The sequence below is a fragment of the Microbacterium sp. AC145 genome, from assembly GCF_979258505.1.
The window spans coordinates 3,481,544-3,504,753 of the sequence record NZ_OZ409859.1 but is presented as its reverse complement, the minus strand read 5'-3'; the positions used below and the strand labels follow the sequence as shown (position 1 = coordinate 3,504,753).

The window sequence follows — 23,210 nt, the reverse complement described above, 5'->3', positions numbered from 1 at the left end:
AGAAAACCATGTCCTCCCCCACTCCCACGAAGCCGAAGTCCTCGCGCTCCTCGCTCATCGCGATCATCGTCGCGCTCGTCATCGGCGCACTCGTCGCACTCGCCGGCAGTCAGGGCGGGGCGGCACTCGGCGGCATCCCGCTGTTCGCCCTCGCCGTCGCCGCGGCCTACGCGATCCAGATCCTCGCCTTCATCCCGGCGATGCTGCTGCGCACCGAGCGGTTCTTCGACCTCACCGGCAGCCTGACGTTCCTGGCGATCTCCATAGCTCTCGTGCTGCTGACGCCGATGCCCGACGCCCGCAGCTGGATCCTCGCGGCGATGGTGGTCCTGTGGGCCGCCCGTCTCGGGTCGTTCCTCGCGATGCGCGTGCACAAGGCCGGGTCCGACGGTCGCTTCGACGAGATCAAAGGCTCACCCGTGCGATTCCTGCAGGTCTGGGTGATCCAGGGCGCGTGGGTGTCGATCACGGCGGCAGCGGCGTGGATCGCGATCAGCACGGATGCCGGCGCGCGGGCGCCGATCGGCTGGCTGACCGTGGTGGGAATCGTCGTGTGGGCGCTCGGCATGGTGATCGAGATCGTCGCCGACGCACAGAAGTCGGCGTTCCGCGCCGACCCGGCCAACAAGCACGAGTTCATCCGCACCGGACTGTGGTCGCGCTCGCGCCACCCCAACTACTTCGGCGAGATCGTGATCTGGGTGGGTGTCTTCCTCACCGCCGCACCCGTGCTCGCCGGTTGGCAGTGGGTCGCGGTGCTCTCGCCGCTGTTCGTGATCCTGCTGCTCACCCGAGTGAGCGGCATCCCGCTGCTCGAGGCACGCGCCGAGAAGAAGTGGGGCGACCGCGCCGACTACATCGCGTACCGCGAGAGCACTCCCTCGCTGATCCCGCGTCTCACGCGGCCCGCTGTGCGGGAGACCGCGGCGTAGCGAGCGCGAAGCGGTGCGGGCCGCAGCGCCCTGCCGTCGACGACGTGACGGCGTGCAAGACTTCATCTGTGGTTGAGGAGAGCACGGCGTCGAGCGCCCCCCGCGTGGTGGCGCACCCGACGATGGCCGACGTCGCGGAGCGCGCCGGAGTCTCCCGCCCGCTCGTGTCGATGGTCATGCGCGACAAGCCGGGACCGTCGCAGGAGTCTCGGGAGCGCATCCTCGCCGCGGCGCGCGAGCTCGGCTACCGCCCCAACGCCTCGGCGCGTCTGCTGCGCCGCAACCGCACGAGACTCATCGGCGCGATCTTCTGGATGGGCAGCCCTTTTCAGGTGCGGGTGGTCGAGCGGCTCTTCCGCGCTGCCGCCGACCACGGGTACGGCATCGCCCTCGGGCCGACCACTCCGGATCGATCGACCGATGCCGTCATCGATCAGCTGATGGAAGAGCGGGTCGAGGCGCTCTTCGCGTTCAACATCGACCCGGACTCCCCCGAATTCCGCGAGGCGTCGAGTCGGATACCCATGGTCCTTCTGGGCGAATGGAACGATGACGCCCACAGCGACAACGTGCATGTCGACGACGACGAAGGGCTCCGCCTGGTCATCGAGCACCTGACCGAGCTGGGCCACCGCGACATCTCCTACGTCGGCGGCGAGGGAGGACTCGTCGGGCAGGCCCGCGCGGACTCGTACCAGCGGGCGATGCAGAGTCACGGCCTGGGCGAGCACAGCGAGGTGATCCGTGGATCATTCTTCGAAGAAGACGGCGCCGCCGCGGCCCGCGAGATCGTCGGCCGGGCAGAGCGCCCCACAGCGCTCGTGTGCTCGGGCGACCTGAGCGCGGTGGGAGCACTGACGGTGTTCGCGCAGGCGGGGCTCGCCGTCCCCGAGGACATCTCGGTGGTGGGCTTCGATGACAGCTATGTCGCCTCACTCTCGTACACCCAGCTGACGACCGTCCATCAAGACGTCGATGCGACAGCGGATGCGACGCTCGATGCTCTGCTCGCTCGACTCGACGACGTCGATCGCCCGCCGACGCGCATCGCCACACCGGCCACGCTGGTCGTGCGCGCCACGACCGGACCTGCACGCTCTGCATGACGACGGCCGCCGGCTCCCCGGGTGATCAGGGAGTCGGCGGCCGCTCGGTTCGTCAGCGGGTCGCGCCGCGTCAGCGGGTCACGCCCGGAGCGCAGGTCAACGGACCCCGCGGATCGGCAGCACCACGAGCGCGCCGATCACGGCGATCGCCCCCGCACCCCACAGCAGCGCGACGTAGTTGCCGGTGCTGCCCCCGATGCCCAGCAGCAGCAGACCGACGGCCGGCGCGAGCGACTGCGGCAGGGAGTTCGCGATGTTGATCACGCCGAGGTCCTTGCCCGGCTTCTTCGGGTCGGGGAGCACATCGACGACCAGCGCCGTGTCGACGGCGGTGTACACGCCGTAGGCGAGGCCCATGACGACCTCTGCGAGATAGAACATCTCGACCGTGCCCGCGAACGCCAGCAAGACGAGCCCGACGCCGAAGAGCAGGGTGGACGCCGCGACGAACACCTTGCGGCGGCCCAGCCTGTCGGAGAGCCAGCCGGAGAGGAGTCCTGCCACCATGAGCGCGATCGTGTAGAAGAGCACGCCGTTCGCCACCGCGATCAGAGCGACCTCGGCATCCAGCCCGAGGTGATCCTGCATGTAGAGGTACCGGTAGGTCGTGAAGAGCATCGAGGCGAAGGTGATGAGGAACCGCGACCACCAGGCGAGCCCGAAGTCCGGGAACCGGAACGGGTTGGTCCAGAACGTGCCGAGGATCCGGCCCAGGGAGAACGGCCGCGGTTCGATCTCGGGCAGCCGGTCGGGTGTGACGAAGACGTAGACGGCGACGAGCGCGACGCCGACGACGCCGGGCAGCAGGAACAGCAGCGGCAGGTTGTCGGCCAGCAGCACGGCGCCGTAGATGCCGGCGAGGATCGAGACGTTCTGGGCGAGCGCGAAGATGCTCGACCCGCGACCGCGCTGGTTCTCGGGGACGTTGTCGGCGAAGCTCGCGATGAGCGCTGCGGAAGCCGCGTTGGACGCGAGCTGGCAGACGAGCCATGCGAAGGTCAGTTCGAGCACGCTCGAGCTGACCGACACCCAGAAGAGGCCGCCGAGAAGACCCAGGATGCCGGCGAGCAGCCACGGCTTGCGGCGCCCCCAGCGTGTGCGCGTCGCATCGCTCAGCGCACCGAAGACCGGGTTGCCGATCAGGGCGCCGAGCGCACCGATGGGAAGCACGCTTCCCACCACGGATGCCGGGTCGGCGGGGTTCATCTCCTGCGCCTTGAGCTGCATGCTGATGATCACCGGCGCGAGGATCGCGATGAAGATCCCGAACTGGGCGAGTCCGAGAGCAACGAAGTACATGGGTCGCACCTGGGCGACCGGGGTCACCGTCGTATACGGATGTGCGGGCAGTTCTGTGGTCATCCGACGCCTCCTTGAGTCGTTTGTCGCCCGGAACATCGTTGTCTGGGATGGATTAGCACGTGCTAACCTGAGCGATGTCCGCTACTTTAGCTCGTGCTAAGTGGAAAATCCACAACGATGTCGAAACGGAAGACGCCACATGCTCCCCGATGCTCTGCCCTCCCCCACTCTCTACAGCGCCAGTGCCGGCGAACCCTCCCTCCGGTGGGGGATCGTGGGACCCGGATGGATCGCGGGAGAGTTCGCGAAGGCGCTTCGGGCGCACACGGATCAGCGTCTCGTGGCCGTCTCCTCCCGCTCAGCCGAGCGCGGCGGAGAGTTCGCCGCGGCACACGGCATCGACCGCATCCACTCCTCGCTCGACGCGCTCGTGAACGACCCCGAGGTCGACGTCGTGTATGTCGCGACTCCCCCGAGCGATCACCTGAGCACCGGGCTCGCCGCGATCGCCGCAGGCAAGCACGTGCTGATCGAGAAGCCGATCACCGTGAGCGCGGCCGAGGCCCGGGAACTCACCGACGCCGCGCGGGCCGCAGGCGTGCTCGTCATGGAGGCGATGTGGACGCGCTACCTCCCCCAGACGTCCGTGATCCAGCAGCTCCTCGACGACGGAGCCCTCGGCGAGATCACGGCTGTGATCGCCGACCACGGCCAGTCCATCACCACCGACCCCACACACCGACTGCTGCGTCCTGAGCTCGGCGGCGGCGCGCTGCTGGACCTCGGCATCTACCCGGTGCAGTTCTCGTCGATGGTGCTCGGAGCGCCGACCGAGATCATCGCATCCGGAATGATGACCGACACCGGAGTCGACGCGTACTCGACCCTCGTGCTCACCCATGAGGGAGGAGCGCAGTCCACGCTGCACTCCTCGATCAGGGCACGCACCCCGATGGCCGGGGTGATCGCGGGTTCCGAGGCGAGCATCGTGCTGGACGGCCCGTTCTACAATCCGACGACATTCAGCCTGCTCGGGGCCGACTACTTCTCGACCCCGCTGACCTGGAGCGATCCCACGGACATCCGAGGCTTCGCCGGTCTCTCGTGGGAGGCGAACGCCCTTGCGCGTTTGGTCGGCGAGGGACGCATCGAGTCGCCTGTGCACACCCACGACGAGACGATCTCGATCCTTGCGACCATCGACGTCGCTCGCGCTCAGCTCGCGCGACGCGGACACTGAAGAGGAACACCCGACGGAGGGAACACTCATGACTGATCTCATCGAGACACTGACACGCCAGGAGGAAGAGCTCGTCTTCGACTCCTTCGACCACGAGCAGGCCTGGCTTCTCGGCCGCCGCATCACGGAGACGGCGCGCGAGGCGGGGCACGCCGTCGGAATCGACATCCGACGTCCGGGGCTCACACTCTTCCGCTCCGCACTGCCGGGCATCACCCCCGACCAGGAGGTGTGGATCGGCCGGAAGGCCAACGTCGTCCTGCGCATGGAGAAGAGCAGCGCGCTGGTCGACGCCCAATTGTCGGCGGCGGGCATCGACCCCGCCGCGATCGGCTGGCTCGGCGCCGACTACGCCGTCACCGGCGGATCGTTCCCGATCCGCGTGCGCGGGACGGGAGTCGTCGCCGCTGCCACCGCCTCGGGTCTCTCGTCGATGGACGATCACGATCTGATCGTGCAGGGCATTCGGGCGCACCTGGCAGAGGGAGCAGGACGATGAGCGAGAACACCGGCGAGACGACCGAAGTGCCGCAGCGCGTGCTCGGCCCGGGGCAGTCCGCCCGCATCCGCGTCTGGAACCGCGAGTCCGGTTCGACCCGCACCGTGTTCGAAAGCACCGATCGTCTCTTCGAGGCGCCGAACTGGACCCGAGACGACCGCCTGCTCGTCAACGGCGACGGCGGTCTCTGGACTCTGCCCGCAGACGGTTCGGCAGCCCCGACCCGCATCGACGCACCGGGCCTGCCCGACGTGAACAACGACCACGTGCTCTCCCCCGACGGCTCCACCGTGTACGCGTCGGCGAACGACTGGCACATCTGGGCTGTGGCGCTCGCCGGCGGCCCCGCCCGCCGCATCACGCCGGACGACGGCGGCATGCACTTCCTCCACGGCGTCAGCCCCGACGGCGAGACCCTCGGGTATGTGCGGCTCGACCCCGACGGGGAGAACTGGTGGGCGTCCGCCACGATCCACACCATCTCCACCGAGGGCACGGATGACGTCGCGCTCACCACGCACCCCGGGCCCGCCGACGGATGCGAGTGGTCGCCCGACGGCGCATGGATCTACTTCAACACCGAGCAGTTCTCGGACTCCCCGGGTCACGCCCAGATCGCTCGGATCCGCCCCGACGGCACCGGCCTCGAGCAGCTCACGTTCGACGACCGCGTCAACTGGTTCCCGCACCCGGATCCGACCGGACAGGTGACCGTGTACCTCAGCTACCCCTCCGGCACGACGGGCCACCCCGCCGACCTGCCGGTGGAGCTGCGGCTCGTGGAGGGCGACGACTGGGCGCATCCTGAGACCATCGTCACGCTCGCCGGCGGCCAGGGAACCATCAACGTGCCGAGCTGGTCGCCGGACGGTTCGGCGTTCGGCTTCGTCGACTACCCCGTATCTGCCGACCGGATCGCCGCGGAGGACGCCCAATGACCACGCATCCGCTGCGCGTCGCGATCATCGGCACCGGCATGATCGCCACCGCCCATGTGCGCGCCGCACGCGATGCCGGGGCGACCGTCGTGGGAGTCCTGGGCTCTCGCCCCGAGCGGTCTCGAGAGGCCGCCGAGGCGTGGGGCGTCGCCGCGGCGTGGGACGACCTCGACGCCCTGATCGAGGCGCGTCCGGATGTCGTACACATCTGCACCCCGAACAACACCCACCTCGACTACGCGAAGGCGGTCACCGCCGCCGGCCTGCACATCGTGGTCGAGAAGCCCGTGGCGACGACCGTCGAGGATGCTCGGGAACTCGCCGCCGCAGTGGAGCGGGCGGGAACGGTGGCCACGGTGCCGTACGTGTACCGCTACCACCCGCTGGTGCGGGAGATCCGTGCGCGCCGGATCGCGGGCGACCTCGGGCGCGTGCTGCTCGTGCACGGGTCGTACCTGCAGGACTGGCTCGTGTCGGCCGATGCCTCGACATGGCGGATCGATCCGCAGGCCGGCGGCGCCTCTCGGGCCTTCGCCGACATCGGATCGCACTGGGCCGACCTCGCCGAGTTCGTCACCGGCGAGCGCTTCACCGCGCTCACCGCCTCGTCGTCGATCGCCTATCCGACGCGACCGGTCGCGTCGGGTCCGTCGTTCAGCGGTGGCGTCGGAGGGGAGCGCGTCGAGACCCGCACCGAGGACATCGCCGTGGTCACCTTGCGCACCGATCAGGGCCTGCTCGCCAACACGGTGATCTCGCAGGTGTCGGCCGGTCGCAAGAACCGTCTCTGGCTCGAGATCGACGGCTCCGAGCAGTCCGCGGTCTTCGATCAGGAGCAGCCGGACGCCGTGTGGTTCGGTTCGGAGAACGGTGCGACCGTCATCCGCCGCGGTGAGGGTGCGGTCTCGCCGGATCAGGCACGTCTCAACCTCACACCGGCCGGCCATGCGCAGGGATGGCCAGATGCCTTCGCGGCCTTCCTGCGCGACACGTACGCCGCCGTGCGCGGGGAGAGCCCCGAGGGGCTCCCGACCATCGCCGACGGCGTGCGCTCGGTCGAGATCATCGACTCGTTCCTCCGCGCTGCGCGCTCGGGCGAGTGGACCGAGATCGTCGAGGCGCTGGAGCCTGCCGTGGTGGCGGCATGAGCGCCGGCCGCGCACCCGTGACGTTGTTCACCGGGCAGTGGGCCGACATGCCGTTCGAGGAGGTCGCCCGGTGAGCGACCTCGTCACCCGACGAGCGGCCCGCCGATCTTCCAGTATCCGAGGAAGGACACGCGCTCCTTCGCGATGCCCACCTCAGCCGTGAGGTGGCGTCGGAGGCGCGTGATGACCCCCGATTCACCCGCCAGCCACACATAGAGGTCGGGGTCGTCGCGCACCTGGTCCCGCTGATCGTCGAGCCAGGACCGCAGCGCACGCTCGACGCCGGATTCTCGCGCGTCGCTCGACCGCTCGACCAGATGGATGCGGGCGTCGACCGGCGCCGCCCCCGAAACGATGTCGTCTTCGGGGTCGGCGCACTCGAGGAAGACCTCGGCCTGCGTCTCCGGGTCCAAAGAGTCGAGGATGCCGAGCACCGCCGGGAACGCCGTCTCGTCGGCGACCAGCAGGAACCGCTTCGCTGCCCCCGGCTGCCAGTGCAGGCCGTATCCGGTCCATCCCATGCGCGCATCCGGCCCGTTGACCACGAGGTGATCACCGGGCTGGGCCGCGGCCGCCCACGCCGACGCCGGCCCTGCCGGTTCGTGCAGGTAGATGTCGATGTCGATCTCACCGGCATCCGCCCTGATCGCCGACGGCGTGTAGGTACGGAGTACGTTGCGCTCGTCTTCGGGCAGCGCCTTCCAGCGCGTGTACCAATCGGAGGGATGCGGGGTGGGTTCGTCGAGCAGCCCGAAGTCGGCGATGCTGCCGTCGGGAAGGGGCAGCACGACCTTGATGCGCTGATCCGTGCCCCAATCGGCGAAGTTCCGCAGACTCTCTCCGGCGAGCGTCAGCCGGACAAACCGGGGGCTCAGCATCGTGCGGCTGCGCACCTCGACGGGAAACGCGCTGTACGCCCAGGGCCGCTCTGCCGTCATGAGCTCGCCCCGGTGCGCGAGGAGATGGCCGCCGGCGCGGAACCGCGCAGCGGCACGACGAGCGGTCCACCCGTGACCGGATCGGCGATCACGACGTTCTCGAGACCGAAGACCTCATGCACGCGTTCGCTCGTGATCACCTCGTGCGGCGGCCCCTCGGCGACGATGCGCCCCTCGCGCATGGCGATGATGTGGGTCGCGTAACGAGCCGCGTGATTGAGGTCGTGCAGCACCGCGACGAGCGTGCGGCCCTGCGCGTTGAGATGCGCGAACAGCTCCATGAGCTCCACCTGATGGGCGACGTCGAGGAAGGTGGTCGGCTCGTCGAGCAGCAGCAGGTCTGTCTCCTGCGCGAGCACCATCGCCACCCAGACGCGCTGGCGCTGCCCGCCCGAGAGCGCGTCGACCGGACGCGCCGCCAGATCGGCGGTCCCGGTCGCCTCCAACGCCTGCTGAACGGCCCGGTCGTCGGCCTCGGACCACTGCCGCATCAGGTTCTGATGCGGGTACCGGCCCCGCGCGACCAGATCGGCGACGGTGATGCCGTCGGGTGCCGTCGCGCTCTGCGGCAGCAGGCCGAGACGGCGGGCCACCTCCTTCGCCGGATACGAGCCGATGGTCTGCCCGTCGAGCACGACTCGTCCGCTCGATGGCGAGAGCAGCCGCGACAGACCCCGAAGGAGCGTCGACTTGCCACACGCGTTCGGCCCGATGATGACGGTGAAGCCGCCGTCCGGCACTGCGACCGACAGGTCGCGCACGATCTCGGTGCGGTCGTACGACAGCGAGATGCGCTCGGCGCTCAGGCGAGGTGCGGCGGCGGGCTCGGCAGGGAACGGGGTGTCAGGCACGGCGACGGATCTCCAGGATGATCATGAGAACGAGGTAGGCGCCGCCGACCGACACGGTGACGACGCCGACGGGCAGAGCTGTGGGCAGCACGTGCTGCGCGATGAGGTCGGCGCCGAGCAGCAGCACGCCGCCGAAGAGCCCCGAGAGCATGAGCGACAGGTGCGGGGTGCGGGCGACGAGGCGCGCGATCTGCGGCGCGGCGAGGGCCACGAACGCGACGGGACCGGCGAGCGTGGTGGCCGCGGCGACCAGCGCGACGCCGATCAGCAGTGCGCCGGCGCGGATCGCGCCTGGTCGGGCACCGGTCGACGCGGCCATGTCGTCGCCGAGACCGAGCTGACGCAGCCGCGGCACGAGCAGGAAGGCGCCGACGACGAACGGCAGCGCGCACGCGAGTGCCCCCACGAGCGGGCCGGCCGTGACACCGTTCAGCGATCCGGTGCCCCAAGCTGAGGCGAACATCGCCGTCTCGAGCTCGATCTGCAGCAGCATCCAGGTGTTCAGCGAGGCGAGGATCGCCGAGACACCGATCCCGACGACGATCAGACGGAATCCCTGCACGCCGCCGCGGGCGGACAGCAGCCAGATCACCGCGGCCGTGACGAATCCGCCGAGGAGCGATCCGATGGTCAGCACCGGCCAACTGCCCGAGACGAGCACCAGCGCGAGCAGCATTCCGGTGAAGGCGCCGTTGGAGAGGCCGAGGATGTCGGGACTCGCGAGCGGGTTTCGGGTCACGGTCTGGAAGAGCGCGCCCGCGATTCCGAGCAGCGCGCCGACCGTGATCGCGGCGACCGCCCTCGGGAGTCGCCAATCGATCACGACCGTGCGATCCATCGCATCTCCGCCTCCGAGAAGCGTCTGCACGACCTGCGGCGGCGTCAGCGGATAGGTGCCGAGACCCAGAGCGAGCACGGCAAGCACCGCGATGACACCGACCGCAGCGACGCCCACGAGGATGCTGCGCTGACGCATCGGCATCCGCAGGGGGCCCAGACGAAGGATCCGCCGACGGTACCCGACGTCGGTGAGCGCGGTCACTCGCGACGAGCTCACAGCGCACTCGCCTTGCGCCGGCGCGCCAGCACGATCAGCACGGGAGCCCCGACGAATGCCGCCACGATGCCGACCGGCACCTCGGCCGGGGCGATGATCACGCGCCCCAAGACGTCTGCGAGAAGCAGGATGATCGGCGCCAGCACGGCGGAGAAGGGCAGGATGAGCCGTTGATCGACGCCGAAGGTCCAGCGGATCACGTGCGGCACCATGAGGCCGATGAACGAGATCGGGCCGGCGAGGGCGGTGGCGGCGCCGGCGAGCAGGGTGACGGCTGCGATGACACCGACGCGGATGCCGGCGACGTTGGCGCCCTGCGCGCGGGCGACATCTTCGCCGAGGCCGATGGCATTCAGCCCGGGCGCGAGCAGCAGCGCGAGGGCCAGGCCCGCGACCACGAACGGGAGCACCGGCAGGATGACGTCGAAGCCGCGACCGAGAAGCGACCCGGCGTTCCAGCTGCGCATCGAATCGAAGGCGTCCGGGTCGCTCAGCGAGAGCCCGGTGGTGATGCCCGAGAGCACGGCACCGAGCGCGACGCCGGCGAGAGTGAGCCGCAGCGGGTCGGCTGAGCCTCGTCCCGAGGACCCGATGAGATACACGGCCACCGTGACGACGAGAGCGCCGAGGAAGGCGAGCCACACGAACTGCGACACATCGCGAAGACCGAGGAAAGCGACGCCCAGCGCCACGGCGAGCGCGGCACCGGCGTTGACGCCGAGGATGCCGGGATCGGCGAGCGGATTGCGGGTGAAGGCCTGGATCAGAGCGCCCGCCACCCCCAGCGCGGCACCGGCCACGAGACCCGTGACGGTGCGGGGGATGCGCAGATCGAACACGATGTAGTCGGTCTCGGGGGTCCCGCCGCCCTGCAGCGTGGCCCAGACCGCCTGCGGTGAGAGCGGATTCGCGCCGACCGTGAGAGAGAGCACGACGGCCAGCGCGAGGGCTGCGAGGGCTGCGAGGAGGACGATCGTTCCCCCCACCGTACGCAGGCCACGGCGCGGAGAACGCCGGCGCCGCGTGGGCGGCGCCGGCGTCTCGGTCAGGGAGAGAGCGGTCAACGGCTCTCTTCGAGATACGTCTCGATGTCGTCGAGCACGGTCTGGGCGCCCTTGGGGCCGACGCCCGACACCCAGTAGCTGGTGTCGACCGGGGTCACCGACGGGAAGGCGTCGGCGTTCTGGGTGATCGCCGCGGGGATCTCAGAGGCGTCGTCGACATCGGTCACGGTGACGAACACGTGATCGGCCTGCGCCGAGAGGATGTTCTCGGGCGAGAGGTCGGCCTGCAGTCCGTCTGCCCAGTCCTGCGCGGGGATCGTGAACCCGACGCACTCCAACAGGCTACCCGAGAACGACACCGGACCGTAGAGGCTGAGCGTCGTCTCGTCCCGCGGACGGATCAGCTGCGCGGTCTGACCGTCGACGTCGTACTCGTCTGCCAGCGCCTCGCAGCGGTCATCGACCGCCGCCAGCAGATCTGCGACCTCGTCTTCACGCCCCAGAGCCTCGCCGATGAGCAGTGCGTTGTCGCGCCACGGGTCGGCCTGGGTCGCGATGAACACGGTGGGGGCGATCGCCGCCAGCTGCTCGTAGAGCTCGGAGTGCCGCGCCTCGGTGCCGAGGATCAGATCGGGCTCGAGCGCCGCGATCGCCTCGAGATCAGGCTCGGGCACCGTACCGACGGGCTCGACGCCGTCGGCTTCGAGGTAGGCCGGTGCACCCGTGACGTTGCTGGCGACGGCGGCGCCCACCGGCTCGATGCCGACGGCGACCGCGGTGTCGAGCTCGAGCGGCTCCAGCGTGACCACGCGCTGCGGGTCGTCGGGGACCTCGGTGGTCCCGCGGGCGTGCTCGACCTCGTGCGTGCCGGACGCGGCGGCGGTCGGTTCGTCTGTGGCGGCGGTCGGCTCGGCGGCGCATCCGGCGAACAGGAGCACGGCGCAGACCGAGGCGGCGAGGGCCGCGGAGGCGCGGCGGCGGAGGCGGGAGGGCATGGGGAATGACCTTTCGGGACCAGGGAGGGGGACCACACCAAAAACGATCGATGTTGGTTAGGCAACCCTAACAGCAACGCTGCGCCCGCACAGCGAGCGTCGAGTCACTCCACCCGGGCGGCGCGCTTCGCCTCTTGGAAGACGCGGATCGCCTCGTACCTCTCGGCCGAGCGCGCCTGCCTCTTCTCCCGCTGCTCATCGCGATTCTTCGGCGGCGCCGTCGTGACGAGGTCGTCGAGAAGCTGTCGCACCGAGTGCTCGATCTCGGCGACGGCTCGATCGAAGACCTCCCTGTTCGCCCGCGACGGGGCGTTCGCGCCCGAGATCTTGCGCACGAACTGCAGGGCGGCCTCGTGGCACTCGTCGTCGGATGCCGGCGGCTCGAGGTTGTTGAGGGGGATGATGTTGCGGCACATGACAGTCAGGCTAGATCGCTGAGCGCCGGAGTCAAGGGGGGCAGAGAGCCAGCTGCGGTCATCACCTCTCCCTTGTTAGGGTCGAGATCGATGGCTTCCGAGAGCAGAAGACGGCGCGCGGCGAAACGGGCGAAGCCCGGCGACGGCCACGCGCTGCAGCGATACCGGTGGTGGCAGCCCTTCTCGCGGTCACTGCTGCACCTGAGGCTGGTCGCCGCCGACGGGCGGCCCGAGACCTGGTCGGTCGACGTCAGACTCGGCGGTGACGACAACGGAGTGGTGCGGGCGCAGCTCTACCGCGACGGTGTGAACCGGGCCACGTCGAAGCTCCCCGCAGCGTTCCCGGTGCCAGGCGGAGTGATCGAGGTCGCCGCCAGCGGGTACGGACTGAAGCGCGCCCACTTCATCGCCGACGACGGCACCGAACGACAGCTCTCCCCCGATGCGGCCTCGGCCGAGGGGCGACGGGCGCGCCTGCATCGGCGGACACCGGGACTCAGCCGTGCGATCGGCGCGGTGTCGATCCTCGTGCTCGTGGTCGCGCTCGTGCTCGGCATCCCGCAGCTGGCCGAGCAGATCACCAGCATCCCGCCCGTCGCGGACGCCGTGGGGACCTTCGAGAGTCCCATCCACCTGCCACCGTGGGCGAACATCTCGCTGATCGTCGCAGCCCTCGTCGCGAGCACGGAGCGCGCCCTGCGTCTCCGGTACAACTGGCTGCTCGACGGCGGGCTCTACGGCGAGGACTGATGACGCCCTACCCCAGCAGCCACTGCTGCAGCGGGTACACGAGGTACAGCAGCGAGAACGCCTCGTAGATCGCGCCGATGACCAGCAGGATCAGAGTCGGGATGCTGAGCCACCCGATGCTCTGGAGTCCGCGCAGGTATCCCTGGCGGCGGTTCTTCGCGCCGATCGCCTGCGGGCGCACCCAGTACTTGCCGAGCAGGAACGCTCCGAGCAGCAGCAGGATGTACGCCTGCAGCTCGATCACGAGTGTGAGCGAGTGCGGGATCAGAGCCACCCATGTCTCCGGGCTCGAGGGGACGAGGGTCACACCGGTCGTCACCGACCACACCGCGAAGGTCGCGAGCCCCAGGAAGGGCACCACGAGCGACGGCAGCACGATCGTCAGTGCGCCGAGCCGCAGGGTGTTGACCGCGAGGATCATCAGTGCGAAGAGCCAGGGGTTGCTGATCAGTGACGTGACCAGATCGGCGGTCCCGTCGTCTTCCAGCGCCTGGGCGCGGCCGGCGACGAGGTCGGGGAAGAGCAGACCGATGACGAACCCGATCACGAAGGTTCCGTAGGCGAGGGCATTGAGGAGGAGATAGACCCGCAGATTCTCTCGGATGATCTGGAGCGGCTTGCGGATGACGTTCACTTCTGGGCCTTTCGATGCACTGACACACTGTGTTAGTGCCAAGCGACAGCCACGCTAACACACTGTGTCAGTACGCGTCGTAGAATGGGACGATGACGATCGATCCGAGCGCGCTCCCCACCAGGGATCGCATCCTGCATGCGGCGCTCACGATGTTCGGCGAGAGCCGCGGTGCGAAGCTCAGCGTGCGCGCGGTGGCCGCTCGGGCGGGCGTCAGCACCGGTTCGCTGCGCTTCCACTTCCCGACGCAGCGGATCCTGCTCGATGAGGTGCTCCGCATCGTCTACGAGGTGATCGCGCCCGACGACCCGATCCACGACGAGTCGCTTCCTGCGAGAGAACGGCTGACCGCGTGCCTGCGTCAGGTACTCGCCCCCTCGGGCGTCGGCGCACAGGCGCGAGAGGCGGCCGCTCTGCTCCATCAGGCGTTCATCGCCCCCGAGCCGACCGACGAGCTGCGCGCCGCCTACCTGGCGAACGAGCGCGAGGGGCAGCGGCGGGTCGAGCACTGGCTCGCGATCCTCGAGGAGGAGGGCGAACTGCCGCCCGGCGACAACGCGCGTCGAGCCCGGTTCCTCAACAGCGTCCTCGCCGGCCTGGCACTCGAGCGGGCGCTTCCGTCAGACGAGTCGATCCTGGAGTCCGAGACGAACACCCTCGCGATGGCCGTCGACGCGGTGTTCCGCGATGTCGCCCCCGCTCCGAACTGACCTCGGGTCAGTCGTTCGTCGCGCCGCAGGACCTGCGCACGGTCAATCCCGGCAGCATCATGAGGTGCCGGGGCGCCGATCGCTCGTGCCCGTCCTCGGCGATCCGATCCATCAGGGTGCGCAACGCCTGCTGGCCGAGATCACGACCGGGGGCTGTCACCGCGGTGAGCGGCACCATGGCAAGCGCGGCGGTGTCGTCGTCGTAGGCGATCACCGCGAGATCCTCGGGAACGCGGATGCCGAGGTCCGTCGCCATCTCGACCAGACGCGCTGCGTGCACGTCCGTGTGCACGAGCACCGCCCGGGTGTCGGTCGATGCACACGCCTCGAGGAGACCGGCGAGCGCGTCGTCGAGGTCGTCGACGTCGTCCTTCGGCAGCGCCACCTCGGGAGCGGGCTCGAGACCGAGATCGGCCACGGCGCGCGCGTGCCCCTCCCGGATGAGGGGCGCCGTGGGGGTGCGGTCGAACAGGGCGAGGGCCACCCGCTGATGCCCGAGCGACGCGAGGTGCTCGACGGCGAGCACCGCACCACCCGCATGATCGGTGCGCGCACTGTCGAACGCGGCCAGCCCCGTCGAGCGCAGCCTGCGTTCGAGGAAGACCACCGGAACGGGAATCGTGCGCACCCAGTCGAGCAGGTCGGTCTCGGTGCGGCCGCGCAGGGTCGGCGCGAGGATGATCCCGTCGACGCCGAGCTCGACGAGCCTCTCGACCTGTCGGCGCTCGAGGTCGTGCCGGTACTGCGACGTCGCGAGGATGAGCCGAGCGTGCACCGCGTGCGACGCGGCATCCATGCCCTTCACGATCACCGGGAAGTGCCCGACCGAGCTCGGGACCACGACGCCGATGTCGGTGCGGGCGGACTGCGGCGTCGCCGGGGCCGACACCCCGATCGCGCCACCGTGCACCCGCGCCAGCAGCCCGGATCTCTCGAGCTCGAGGATGTCGCGGCGGATCGTGACCTGCGCGACGCCGAGTTCGTCGGCGATCTGCGCCGCGCTGACGCTGCCGTGCAGCTCGAGCTGGCGGAGCAGATGCTCATGCCGCGCTCTCGGTAACAGGTTCTGTGCAGTCATCTCCGCGCCCTCGCGTCGAGTCGGCAACCTGCGCTGTCGCAGATTGATCGAAATTGTCCGAAGTGTCTCGTGAGTACAGGAGCGTAGTGCACGATCGGAGAGTGACGGTGATGCACGACGACTCCAGCCCGCGGTTCGACGGCAGTCGCCGATCCTGGCAGCACCTTGCCGATTCCCTGCTGTCAGCGACCTCGTCGCATGCCTCCCCCACGGGATCCCTCATCCGGCTTCCCGGCCCGTCGAGCGCATCCGGTCCGTGGAGCGACGGGATGGAGGGTTTCGCGCGGACGTTCCTGCTCGCCGCCTTCCGAGTTCGCGGCGCCGGGGGCGACGACCCGCACGGGCTGCTCGACCGCTTCCGCTCCGGCCTCCTCGCGGGCGTGGATCCGTCGAGCCCCGAGCGCTGGCCCACGATCGCCGAACGCAGACAGGCCGTCGTCGAAGCCGCCTCCATCGCGATCGCACTCTCGGAGACGCGTCCCTGGTTGTGGGACACGCTCGCCGACCACGAACGTCAGCAGGTCGTCGACTGGCTCGCGGGGATCGTGGGAACCGCCGGGTACACGAACAACTGGATCTGGTTCCAGAACGTCATCGAGGCCTTCCTCGCCCAGGTCGGCGGCCCCTGGGATCAGAGCGACCTCGACCGCAACGCCGAGATCGCAGAGAGCCTCTACATCGGCGACGGCTGGTACTCCGACGGCGCGGGCCCGACCGGGATCAGACAGAGCTTCGACTACTACGCGGGCTGGGCCTGGCACGTCTACCCGCTGATGCACTCGCGCATCCGCGGCGAGGCGCTCGAGCCCGTGCACCGTGAGCGCCTCGCCGCCTTCATCGATCAGGCGAAGGATCTCATCGGATCACGTGGCGCACCGCTCTTCCAGGGCCGCTCCCTCACCTATCGCTTCGCGATGCTCGCTCCGTTCTGGGCGGCGGCGATCGCTGAAGTGACGCCGCTTCGCGCAGGGGCCACGCGAGCACTCGGGGCCGACGTGGTGTCGCACTTCCTCGATGCGGGCGCCGTCGACGAGAACGGGCTGCTCCCCATCGGGTGGCACCGCGAGTTCCTGCCGCTGCGCCAGCTCTATACGAGCGGATCGTCACCGTACTGGGCCAGCAAGGGGTTCCTGGGACTCCTGCTGCCCGAGGGACACGAGGAGTGGACCGCCACCGCGGAGCCGGTCGAGCGCCGACAGATCACGACACGATCTCTCACCGCACCGGGCTGGCTCGTCGTGAACTCTGGGGAAGACGGCATCGTGCGGGTCGTGAATCACGGCTCAGACGGGTTCCGCGGGCCCGCCGGCGGGGTGCGCACCGACAACCCGTTCTATCAGCGCGCGGCGTACTCGAACCTCACCTCGCCCGAGCTGTCGCCCGAAGCGATCGCCGCCCCCCTCGACTCCCATGTCGCCCTGCTCGACTCTCACGGCAGGCCCTCGCACCGCGACGCCATCGAGCGCGTGCACCAGAACGACACCGTCGCCGTGTCGCGATCGCGCGTGCACTGGCTCGACACGGAGCACGCAGATGCCGCGGCCTGGGCATCGCTGCGCCGCGGACCCGTCGTGCACACGGCGTCGGTCGTGCACGGCATCCATGAACTGCGAATCGCCTGGTGGACGCCGGCCGAGCCCGAACCGCATCCCGTCGCCGCGCTCGACGGCGACTCCGCCTGGCCCACCGACCCGGGCCCCTGGCGGTTCCGTCTCGGCGGTTGGCCGCTGCCCGTCGACGAGTCCGACGCCGTCGACACCACCCCCGGTGACGCCCACATGGCATCCGCCTCGCGTGCCGATGGGCTCACGACTTCTGTGATCCCCGTGCACGGGCTCGACGCCAGCGGCATCGAGGTGCGCCGGGGTTCGAACCCGTTCGCGGCGCGCTCTCTGACCCCCTGGGCCGAGCAGTCGACCTCCGCTGAGGCGGGAGAGTTCGTGGCGGCGCTCGTCGTGCTGACAGGTTGCGCGCCGGACGGCGCCGTCGCGGACGGCGACTCGTTGCTGTCGGGGATCGACGTCGATGTCGCCGAGCTGCGGGTCCGCTGGGCGGACAGACACGTCGATGTCGTGCCGACCGGCGGCGAGGTGCGCGCATGAGCGCCCCGATCGCCACGTTCGCCCTCGATGACGCGGCCCTCGTCCCGCAGCTCTTCGCACCGCAGAGCCTCGCTCGGCTGCGCGCGCTCGTGCGTCTCGACGACCGCCTCATCGCTCCCGCGGATCCCGGCGCGCTCCGCGCCGCGACCGACACCGAGATCCTGATCACCGGGTGGGGTGCGCCGCAGCTCGACAGCAGGATGCTCGACGCACTGCCGCACCTGCGTGCCGTCTTCCACTGCGCCGGAACAGTGAAACGGATCGTGTCGCCCGAGCTGTGGGAGCGGGGCATCCGCGTCTCGAGCAGCGCCGATGCGAACGCCGTTCCGGTGGCCGAGTACACGCTCGCGATGATCCTGCTCAGTGCGAAGAACGCCCTGGAATCCGCGGTCTCGTACCGCGCCACACACGACATGGCGATCGCCCGCCCGCGTGGCAGGGTCGGTGTCGGTGCCTACGGCATCACGGTCGGCATCGTCGGCGCCTCACGCATCGGGCGGCGCGTGCTCGACCTGCTGCGCCCGTTCGACATCACCACGGTGCTCTACGACCCCTCGCTCTCGACGGCCGATGCGGCAGAGCTCGGGACCACGCTCGTGTCACTGCACGACCTGCTGAGGGTGAGCGACATCGTCAGTCTGCATGCGCCACTGCTGCCTGAGACGCACCGCATGATCGGCGCCACGGAGCTCGAGACCATGCGCGACGGCGCGACGCTGATCAACACCGCGCGTGGGTCGCTCGTCGACACCGACGCGCTGGTCGACGAGCTCACGGCAGGCCGGCTGCGGGCGGTGCTCGACGTCACCGACCCGGAGCCGCTGCCCTCAGGGCATCCGCTCTTCTCCGCTCCTGGCGTCACGCTGACCCCGCACATCGCCGGATCGCTCGGCAACGAGCTGCAGCGCATGGGGAGCCAGACGGTCGACGAGATCGAACGGTTCGTGACCACGGGAGAGCTCGGCTTCGAAGTGCGGCACCGCGACCTCGCGACGATCGCCTGACCCAGAACGGCCGAGGGCGGCGATGCGATCAGATCGCACCGCCGCCCTTCGACGTCTCGTGTCAGCCGGTCAGCTGATGGCCTCGGCCTCGGCCCACCACCGCTCGACGAACTCGTCGACCGTGATCGTGCCGTACATGAGGTCTTCGTTGAGGCTCACCCAGGTCGCTTCGAGCGTGGCGAACGAAGCGGGCAGGGCGGGGGTGTTCACGGTCTCGTACTGCTCGAGCGAGTCGCGGTACGCGAGCGACTTGGCCTCGAGCGAGTCGGCGGGGAAGTCGAGCGCCTCGAGCTGACCCGAATCGGCGGGGACGCCCCTCGACGTTCCGAAGACCTGGGAGACCTCGGGGTCGGTGGCGAGGAAGTCGAGCAGCAGCGCCGTCTCCTCCGGGTGCTCGGTGTTCGCCGCCCCGGCCAGGTGGAGAACCGTGTAGAAGACGGCCTTCTCGCCATCGTCGCCGCTCGGGACCGGAAGGGTCTCGAGGCCCTCGACGTCGGTGTAGCGCGAGAAGAAGCTGTCCCAGGTGAGAGTGCTCGCGGCCTCGCCGATCGCGAATCCGTCGGCGGGCGAGATCTCGGTGCCGCGCGACGGCGGGAAGTAGGCGGCCGACTCGCGCAGCGGCGTGGTGGCATCGAGGAACTCCGTCATGTCGTCCTCCGTGAAGGCGAACGATCCGTCCTCCTCGAACGGCTCCTCGCCCTGTTGCAGCAGCCACTGGATGAAGAACCACATCGTCAGGCCCTGATCGAAGCCGCCGAATGCGGGCTTGCCCTCGGGCGTGGTGACACCGGCCGCGGTGACCTCGGCGATCCACTCGTTCAGGTCGTCCCAGGTGTAGTCGGGGTCGAGAGGCTCGACGCCGGAAGCCGCGACGACAGCCGGGTTGACGAACAGCCCGAGGGTTCCCGTGCCGATCGGCATCCCGTACTGCGTGCCGTCGACGGTGGCGGCGTCGATGACGACGTCTTCCATGCCCGAGATGTCGACCTGCTCGCCCACGTACGGAGACAGGTCGAGCAGTGCGCCGTTCAGCCCGTACTCGACGAGGTTGGCCTGGTCGAACTGCATCACGTCGGGCAGATCGCGCGCTGCGGCCTGCGTCGAACGAGAATCCCAGTACGACGAGAAGTCGCCGAACGTCGACTTCACGGTGATGTCGGGGTACTCGGCCTCGAACAGATCGATCGCCTCGTTGTACATCGCGGCGCGGGTGTCGTTGCCCCACCAGGCGATCTCGAGGGTGACCGGCCCGGACTCGGCCTCGTCTCCGGCTCCCGAACTCGAGCAACCGGCGAGTGTTCCGACGGCCAGCGCCCCGGCGGCGGCGATGCCCAGAAGGCGTGCGGTGTGCGTCATTGCAGTGATCCTCCATGTCTCGCGCCGTGGACGCCGGCTGCCTGCGCGCATCATGGCCGGGCAGCCGCGGAGGCGACTTCGTCTCCGCTCATCGTCTCAGCGACGTGGCCACTGTAGGAGGGCGGCGCTCACGTTTCGGACAAATGGACAAAACCGATCACCTCGACGGTGCTCGAGGCGGCGCCCTCAGAGCACGTCCGCGAGGACGCCGAAGACCCGCTCGGGGTCTTCGAGGTGCATGTCGTGGTGCACGCCCGGGATCCGGCGGATGCCCCACCCTTCGCGTTCGAGCCCGGCCGCCATCGCGTCGGGCAGCACGGCGGGCGATTCGTCGGAGAGCACGACGGTCGACGGCACCGCGGGAGCTGCGATCGTGACCGGGTGGAACGCGATCTCGCGGAACACTCCGATCGCCATCTTCGCGTCGAAGCGCCGCTGGCTCTCCCTCATCGATTCCCGGATGCTCTCGGGATAGACCGCTCGCTGGGACGCGCTGCGCCGCGCCTGCCGCGCCCCGACGACGCCCAGCGTCAGTGCGGGGATCGCCCAGAAGGCACGGCCGGCGAGGCCGGTCGTGGGCAGAGCGAGGCCGAAGCCGGGATCGAGGTAGATCGCCTGCTGCGGCCGCAGCCGGCCGACGGCACGGACGAGCACGGCGCCGCCCAGCGAATGCCCCACGACACTGTGGAGCCCCTGCGGCAGGGACTCCACGACGTCGCCGGCGAACTCGTCGAGCGAGTACGACGACGCGCGGTCGCTGAGTCCGTGCCCCCGCAGATCGACGACCGTCACGGTGTAGTCCCCCGTGGCGAGCATCAGCTCGATCAACGGCTGCCAGGTCGTGCCGTCGGCGCCGAGACCGTGGACGAGGCCGACATGGCGCTCGCCCGTTCCCGTGGTCGTCGTGTGAAGGTGCATGCCGCCATCCTGCCAGGCGGCATCGCTCGCGCTGGCGGTCTCTAGGCGACGCGGGCCGTCACGAGCAGGTACTCCCACGGCATCCGACCGTCTTCGAGGTGGCGATCTCCGAGCGCTGCCAGGGCGCCGTCGAGTTCATCGCGCCGCGCGTGATCGTCGCCGATCCCCCGGTAGGCCGCAGCAGTGGGCCCGTAGAAGTCCCGGAAGAAGTCCCGGAACGCAGCCCCCGACGCGAACCTGTCGACCGACAGCCGCCGACGCTCCATCGTCAGGTCGGTCACGCGGTCTCCGAGCAACTCGCGCACATGGTCCTCACCGCCCCAGAGCGGCGGCGGCTGCACTCCTGCGGGAGGCGCGGGGACGAACTGCTTGAGCGTGGCGAAAAGCTGACCGATGAACCCTTCGGGAGTCCAGTTGATCAGCGCCAGACGTCCACCCGGGCGGACGACTCGGGTCAGCTCGTGCGCTGCGACCTCGTGGTGCGGGGCGAACATGACACCGACGCACGAGAGCACCGCGTCGAACGAGTCGTCGTCGTAGGGCAGCGCCTCGGCATCCGCCTCTTCGAAGGTGAGCTCGACGCCCTGCCGCGCGGCATCCTGCCTGCCGATCTCGAGCAGCTCGGGGGTCAGATCGCTGGCGATGACGGATGCTCCGGCACGCGCGGCCTCGATCGACGCGTTGCCGGTGCCGGCGGCGACATCGAGCACCCGGTCGCCGGGCCCGACGCCGCTTTCGGCGACGAGAACCCTGCCGAGTTCAGGGATCACCTCACGCGCGACGGCGGCGTAGTCGCCGAGCGCCCAGACGATCCGGTGCTTCGCCTTCAACGCGCGATCGGCGTCGGCCTGAAGGTCGGTGGTGGTGGTGTTCATGATGGGCTCCTCTGCCTTGTGATGCTCACGCTACGAACCCCGCAGAGACCGCTCTAGTATCCGATCTGTACCGGGTCTATCGTGAGGCTCGTGGGCGCCCCCTATTACCAGTTCTGCCCCGTCGCCAAGGCGATGGAGCTGCTGGACGAGCGGTGGACGATGCTCCTCCTGCGCGAGCTGCTGCTCGGCACCGAGCACTTCAACGACCTGCGTCGGGGCCTCCCCCGCATGTCGCCCACGCTGCTCTCACATCGGCTCGATCAGCTGCAACGCGCAGGACTGATCGAGCGGATCGCCCACGGCACCGACGTCCGCTACGTGCTCACCCCGGCGGGTGCCGAACTGCGCCCCGTCGTCGAGCAGCTCTCGGCCTGGGGCGTGCGATGGATCGGCGAGCTCGGAGACGCCGACCTCGACCCCAAACTGCTGCTGTGGGACATGCACCGCAACATCGACCACGAGAGCGTTCCTGATGCGCGCACGGTGATCGCCCTGCACTTCACGGATGCGGGTCCGGCGCGGCGTCGGTGGTGGCTGGTGATCCACGACGGAGATGCCGACGTGTGCGACGCCGACCCCGGCTACGACGTGTCGGTCGAGGTGCGGTGCACGCTGCGCGCGTTGACCCGGTTCTGGCGCGGCGACATCGAGTGGACGACACTGCTGCTCGCCGAAGACGCGACGACGACGGGACCCAGTCACCTGCGGCGAGCGCTGCCGTCGTGGTTCATCCGCCCGGGGTACGCGGCGGTGCCGCGGGTGGGCGCTGCGGTGGGGGCGAGTCGGGTCTAGGCGGCCGGCCGGATGCCGGCGAGCATGATGTCGAGGAAGAGCCGCTTGTCTCCCGGCTCTCCGATGCGCACCGCGTGCTCGATGCCGCACACGAGGTGCTCGATCTGCACGATGGACAGGTCGGCCCGGACGAGCTTCGCCTCGCGGGCTCGCTGGAGCACACTCTCGAACGCGGCGAAGATCTCGATCTTCATGGCGCGCACGGACTGTTCCTCATCGTCGGGTGAGAGCAGCACGGCCTGAAGACCGCCGTCCTGCAGCTGCAGCGCCAGCGCTTCGCCGAGGAACGTGGCCAGAGCGCTTTCGGTGTCCGGATGCTCGGCCGCCGCCCGGGCGATCGCGACCATGCGCTCCAGGGTCTCGACCGCGAGCGCCTCGGTGAGCGCGTGCACCGACGGGAAGTGGCGGTACACCGTGCCGACGCCGAGCCCGGCGTCGCGCGCGACGTCGTTCAGTCGGAGGCTGCCCGAGGGCCGAGCACGCGCGGCGTCGAGGATCCGCGCTCGGCTGCGCGCCGCATCTGCCCGTAGCTGTCCCATGATCCGATCCTAGCAGCACAAGCGGA

General features: G+C 69.6%; 24 protein-coding genes. 11 read left to right on the top strand and 13 right to left on the bottom strand.

The genetic code is table 11. The annotated features are described in order from the left end of the window. The first annotated feature begins 8 nt into the window (after positions 1-8). Positions 9-932 carry a DUF1295 domain-containing protein gene (locus ACZZZN_RS16900; RefSeq protein WP_463506284.1) on the top strand — a complete coding sequence of 308 codons (924 nt, stop codon included), beginning with the start codon at positions 9-11 and terminating at the stop codon, positions 930-932. Between the two features lie 68 nt (positions 933-1,000). Continuing rightward, positions 1,001-2,038 carry a LacI family DNA-binding transcriptional regulator gene (locus ACZZZN_RS16895; protein WP_463506283.1) on the top strand — a complete coding sequence of 346 codons (1,038 nt, stop codon included), beginning with the start codon at positions 1,001-1,003 and terminating at the stop codon, positions 2,036-2,038. Positions 2,039-2,134: 96 nt separating this feature from the next. Here ACZZZN_RS16895 and ACZZZN_RS16890 read toward each other — a convergent pair whose 3' ends face one another. Continuing rightward, a complete protein-coding gene (locus tag ACZZZN_RS16890; RefSeq protein WP_463506282.1) occupies positions 2,135-3,400 on the bottom strand; it encodes an MFS transporter in 1,266 nt (421 codons plus the stop codon). A 139-nt stretch (positions 3,401-3,539) separates the two neighbouring features. Here ACZZZN_RS16890 and ACZZZN_RS16885 point away from each other — a divergent pair, with 139 nt between their 5' ends. From ACZZZN_RS16885 to ACZZZN_RS16870, 4 genes are read left to right on the top strand one after another with little or no spacing between them, the layout of a single operon-like run. Next, positions 3,540-4,580, top strand: coding sequence for a Gfo/Idh/MocA family protein (locus ACZZZN_RS16885; RefSeq protein ID WP_463506281.1), 1,041 nt, complete (start codon positions 3,540-3,542; stop codon positions 4,578-4,580). Between the two features lie 28 nt (positions 4,581-4,608). Then, positions 4,609-5,079: a heme-degrading domain-containing protein gene (locus tag ACZZZN_RS16880; protein WP_463506280.1), complete on the top strand. Its 471-nt coding sequence runs from the start codon at positions 4,609-4,611 to the stop codon at positions 5,077-5,079. Then, positions 5,076-6,017, top strand: coding sequence for a TolB family protein (locus ACZZZN_RS16875; RefSeq protein WP_463506279.1), 942 nt, complete (start codon positions 5,076-5,078; stop codon positions 6,015-6,017). The genes ACZZZN_RS16880 and ACZZZN_RS16875 overlap by 4 nt, the downstream gene beginning before the upstream one ends. Next, positions 6,014-7,165, top strand: a complete 1,152-nt coding sequence (locus ACZZZN_RS16870; RefSeq protein WP_463506278.1) for a Gfo/Idh/MocA family protein — start codon at positions 6,014-6,016, stop codon at positions 7,163-7,165. Before ACZZZN_RS16875 ends, ACZZZN_RS16870 begins: the two co-directional genes overlap by 4 nt. A gap of 83 nt (positions 7,166-7,248) precedes the next feature. Here the strand turns inward: ACZZZN_RS16870 and ACZZZN_RS16865 are convergent, their stop codons facing one another. The 6 genes from ACZZZN_RS16865 to ACZZZN_RS16840 all read right to left on the bottom strand — a co-directional run bounded on the left by ACZZZN_RS16865 (position 7,249) and on the right by ACZZZN_RS16840 (position 12,426). Beyond that, positions 7,249-8,103: a siderophore-interacting protein gene (locus ACZZZN_RS16865; RefSeq protein ID WP_463506277.1), complete on the bottom strand. Its 855-nt coding sequence runs from the start codon at positions 8,101-8,103 to the stop codon at positions 7,249-7,251. Next, positions 8,100-8,954: an ABC transporter ATP-binding protein gene (locus ACZZZN_RS16860; protein ID WP_463506276.1), complete on the bottom strand. Its 855-nt coding sequence runs from the start codon at positions 8,952-8,954 to the stop codon at positions 8,100-8,102. The genes ACZZZN_RS16865 and ACZZZN_RS16860 overlap by 4 nt, the downstream gene beginning before the upstream one ends. Further along, positions 8,947-10,011 carry a FecCD family ABC transporter permease gene (locus tag ACZZZN_RS16855; protein WP_463506275.1) on the bottom strand — a complete coding sequence of 355 codons (1,065 nt, stop codon included), beginning with the start codon at positions 10,009-10,011 and terminating at the stop codon, positions 8,947-8,949. Before ACZZZN_RS16855 ends, ACZZZN_RS16860 begins: the two co-directional genes overlap by 8 nt. Continuing rightward, positions 10,008-11,075: an iron chelate uptake ABC transporter family permease subunit gene (locus ACZZZN_RS16850; protein WP_463506274.1), complete on the bottom strand. Its 1,068-nt coding sequence runs from the start codon at positions 11,073-11,075 to the stop codon at positions 10,008-10,010. Before ACZZZN_RS16850 ends, ACZZZN_RS16855 begins: the two co-directional genes overlap by 4 nt. Continuing rightward, positions 11,072-12,010 carry an ABC transporter substrate-binding protein gene (locus tag ACZZZN_RS16845; protein ID WP_463506273.1) on the bottom strand — a complete coding sequence of 313 codons (939 nt, stop codon included), beginning with the start codon at positions 12,008-12,010 and terminating at the stop codon, positions 11,072-11,074. The genes ACZZZN_RS16850 and ACZZZN_RS16845 overlap by 4 nt, the downstream gene beginning before the upstream one ends. Positions 12,011-12,114: 104 nt before the next feature. Next, entirely contained in the window at positions 12,115-12,426 is a 312-nt protein-coding gene (locus ACZZZN_RS16840) for a DUF2277 domain-containing protein (RefSeq protein WP_463506272.1), read from the bottom strand. Between the two features lie 90 nt (positions 12,427-12,516). On the opposite strand from ACZZZN_RS16840, the gene ACZZZN_RS16835 reads away from it, so the two are divergent. Next, on the top strand, positions 12,517-13,176 hold the full coding sequence (locus ACZZZN_RS16835) for a hypothetical protein (RefSeq protein WP_463506271.1): 660 nt from the start codon (positions 12,517-12,519) through the stop codon (positions 13,174-13,176). 7 nt (positions 13,177-13,183) lie between these two features. Here the strand turns inward: ACZZZN_RS16835 and ACZZZN_RS16830 are convergent, their stop codons facing one another. After that, a complete protein-coding gene (locus ACZZZN_RS16830) occupies positions 13,184-13,810 on the bottom strand; it encodes a hypothetical protein (RefSeq protein ID WP_463506270.1) in 627 nt (208 codons plus the stop codon). A 92-nt stretch (positions 13,811-13,902) separates the two neighbouring features. Between ACZZZN_RS16830 and ACZZZN_RS16825 the strand changes: the two genes are divergently transcribed. Further along, a complete protein-coding gene (locus ACZZZN_RS16825) occupies positions 13,903-14,520 on the top strand; it encodes a TetR/AcrR family transcriptional regulator (RefSeq protein WP_463506269.1) in 618 nt (205 codons plus the stop codon). 7 nt (positions 14,521-14,527) lie between these two features. Here the strand turns inward: ACZZZN_RS16825 and ACZZZN_RS16820 are convergent, their stop codons facing one another. Next, positions 14,528-15,598, bottom strand: coding sequence for a substrate-binding domain-containing protein (locus ACZZZN_RS16820; RefSeq protein ID WP_463506268.1), 1,071 nt, complete (start codon positions 15,596-15,598; stop codon positions 14,528-14,530). 110 nt (positions 15,599-15,708) lie between these two features. On the opposite strand from ACZZZN_RS16820, the gene ACZZZN_RS16815 reads away from it, so the two are divergent. Both ACZZZN_RS16815 and ACZZZN_RS16810 read left to right on the top strand, forming a co-directional pair. Next, complete coding sequence (locus ACZZZN_RS16815; RefSeq protein ID WP_463506267.1) at positions 15,709-17,700, top strand: DUF2264 domain-containing protein; 1,992 nt, start codon at positions 15,709-15,711, stop codon at positions 17,698-17,700. Further along, the gene (locus ACZZZN_RS16810; protein WP_463506266.1) at positions 17,697-18,704 is read left to right on the top strand and encodes a hydroxyacid dehydrogenase; all 1,008 of its coding nucleotides are present in this window, start codon (positions 17,697-17,699) and stop codon (positions 18,702-18,704) included. Before ACZZZN_RS16815 ends, ACZZZN_RS16810 begins: the two co-directional genes overlap by 4 nt. A 69-nt stretch (positions 18,705-18,773) precedes the next feature. Here the strand turns inward: ACZZZN_RS16810 and ACZZZN_RS16805 are convergent, their stop codons facing one another. The 3 genes from ACZZZN_RS16805 to ACZZZN_RS16795 all read right to left on the bottom strand — a co-directional run bounded on the left by ACZZZN_RS16805 (position 18,774) and on the right by ACZZZN_RS16795 (position 21,853). Further along, entirely contained in the window at positions 18,774-20,060 is a 1,287-nt protein-coding gene (locus ACZZZN_RS16805; RefSeq protein ID WP_463506265.1) for an ABC transporter substrate-binding protein, read from the bottom strand. A gap of 186 nt (positions 20,061-20,246) precedes the next feature. Continuing rightward, positions 20,247-20,978, bottom strand: a complete 732-nt coding sequence (locus ACZZZN_RS16800) for an alpha/beta fold hydrolase (protein ID WP_463506264.1) — start codon at positions 20,976-20,978, stop codon at positions 20,247-20,249. A 41-nt stretch (positions 20,979-21,019) separates the two neighbouring features. After that, on the bottom strand, positions 21,020-21,853 hold the full coding sequence (locus ACZZZN_RS16795) for a class I SAM-dependent methyltransferase (RefSeq protein WP_463506263.1): 834 nt from the start codon (positions 21,851-21,853) through the stop codon (positions 21,020-21,022). A 90-nt stretch (positions 21,854-21,943) separates the two neighbouring features. Between ACZZZN_RS16795 and ACZZZN_RS16790 the strand changes: the two genes are divergently transcribed. Further along, a complete protein-coding gene (locus ACZZZN_RS16790) occupies positions 21,944-22,645 on the top strand; it encodes a winged helix-turn-helix transcriptional regulator (protein WP_463506262.1) in 702 nt (233 codons plus the stop codon). On the opposite strand, the gene ACZZZN_RS16785 is transcribed toward ACZZZN_RS16790, so the two are convergent. Then, a complete protein-coding gene (locus ACZZZN_RS16785) occupies positions 22,642-23,184 on the bottom strand; it encodes a TetR/AcrR family transcriptional regulator (RefSeq protein ID WP_463506261.1) in 543 nt (180 codons plus the stop codon). The two genes, ACZZZN_RS16790 and ACZZZN_RS16785, sit on opposite strands and share 4 nt — an antisense overlap. Positions 23,185-23,210: the final 26 nt, after the last annotated feature.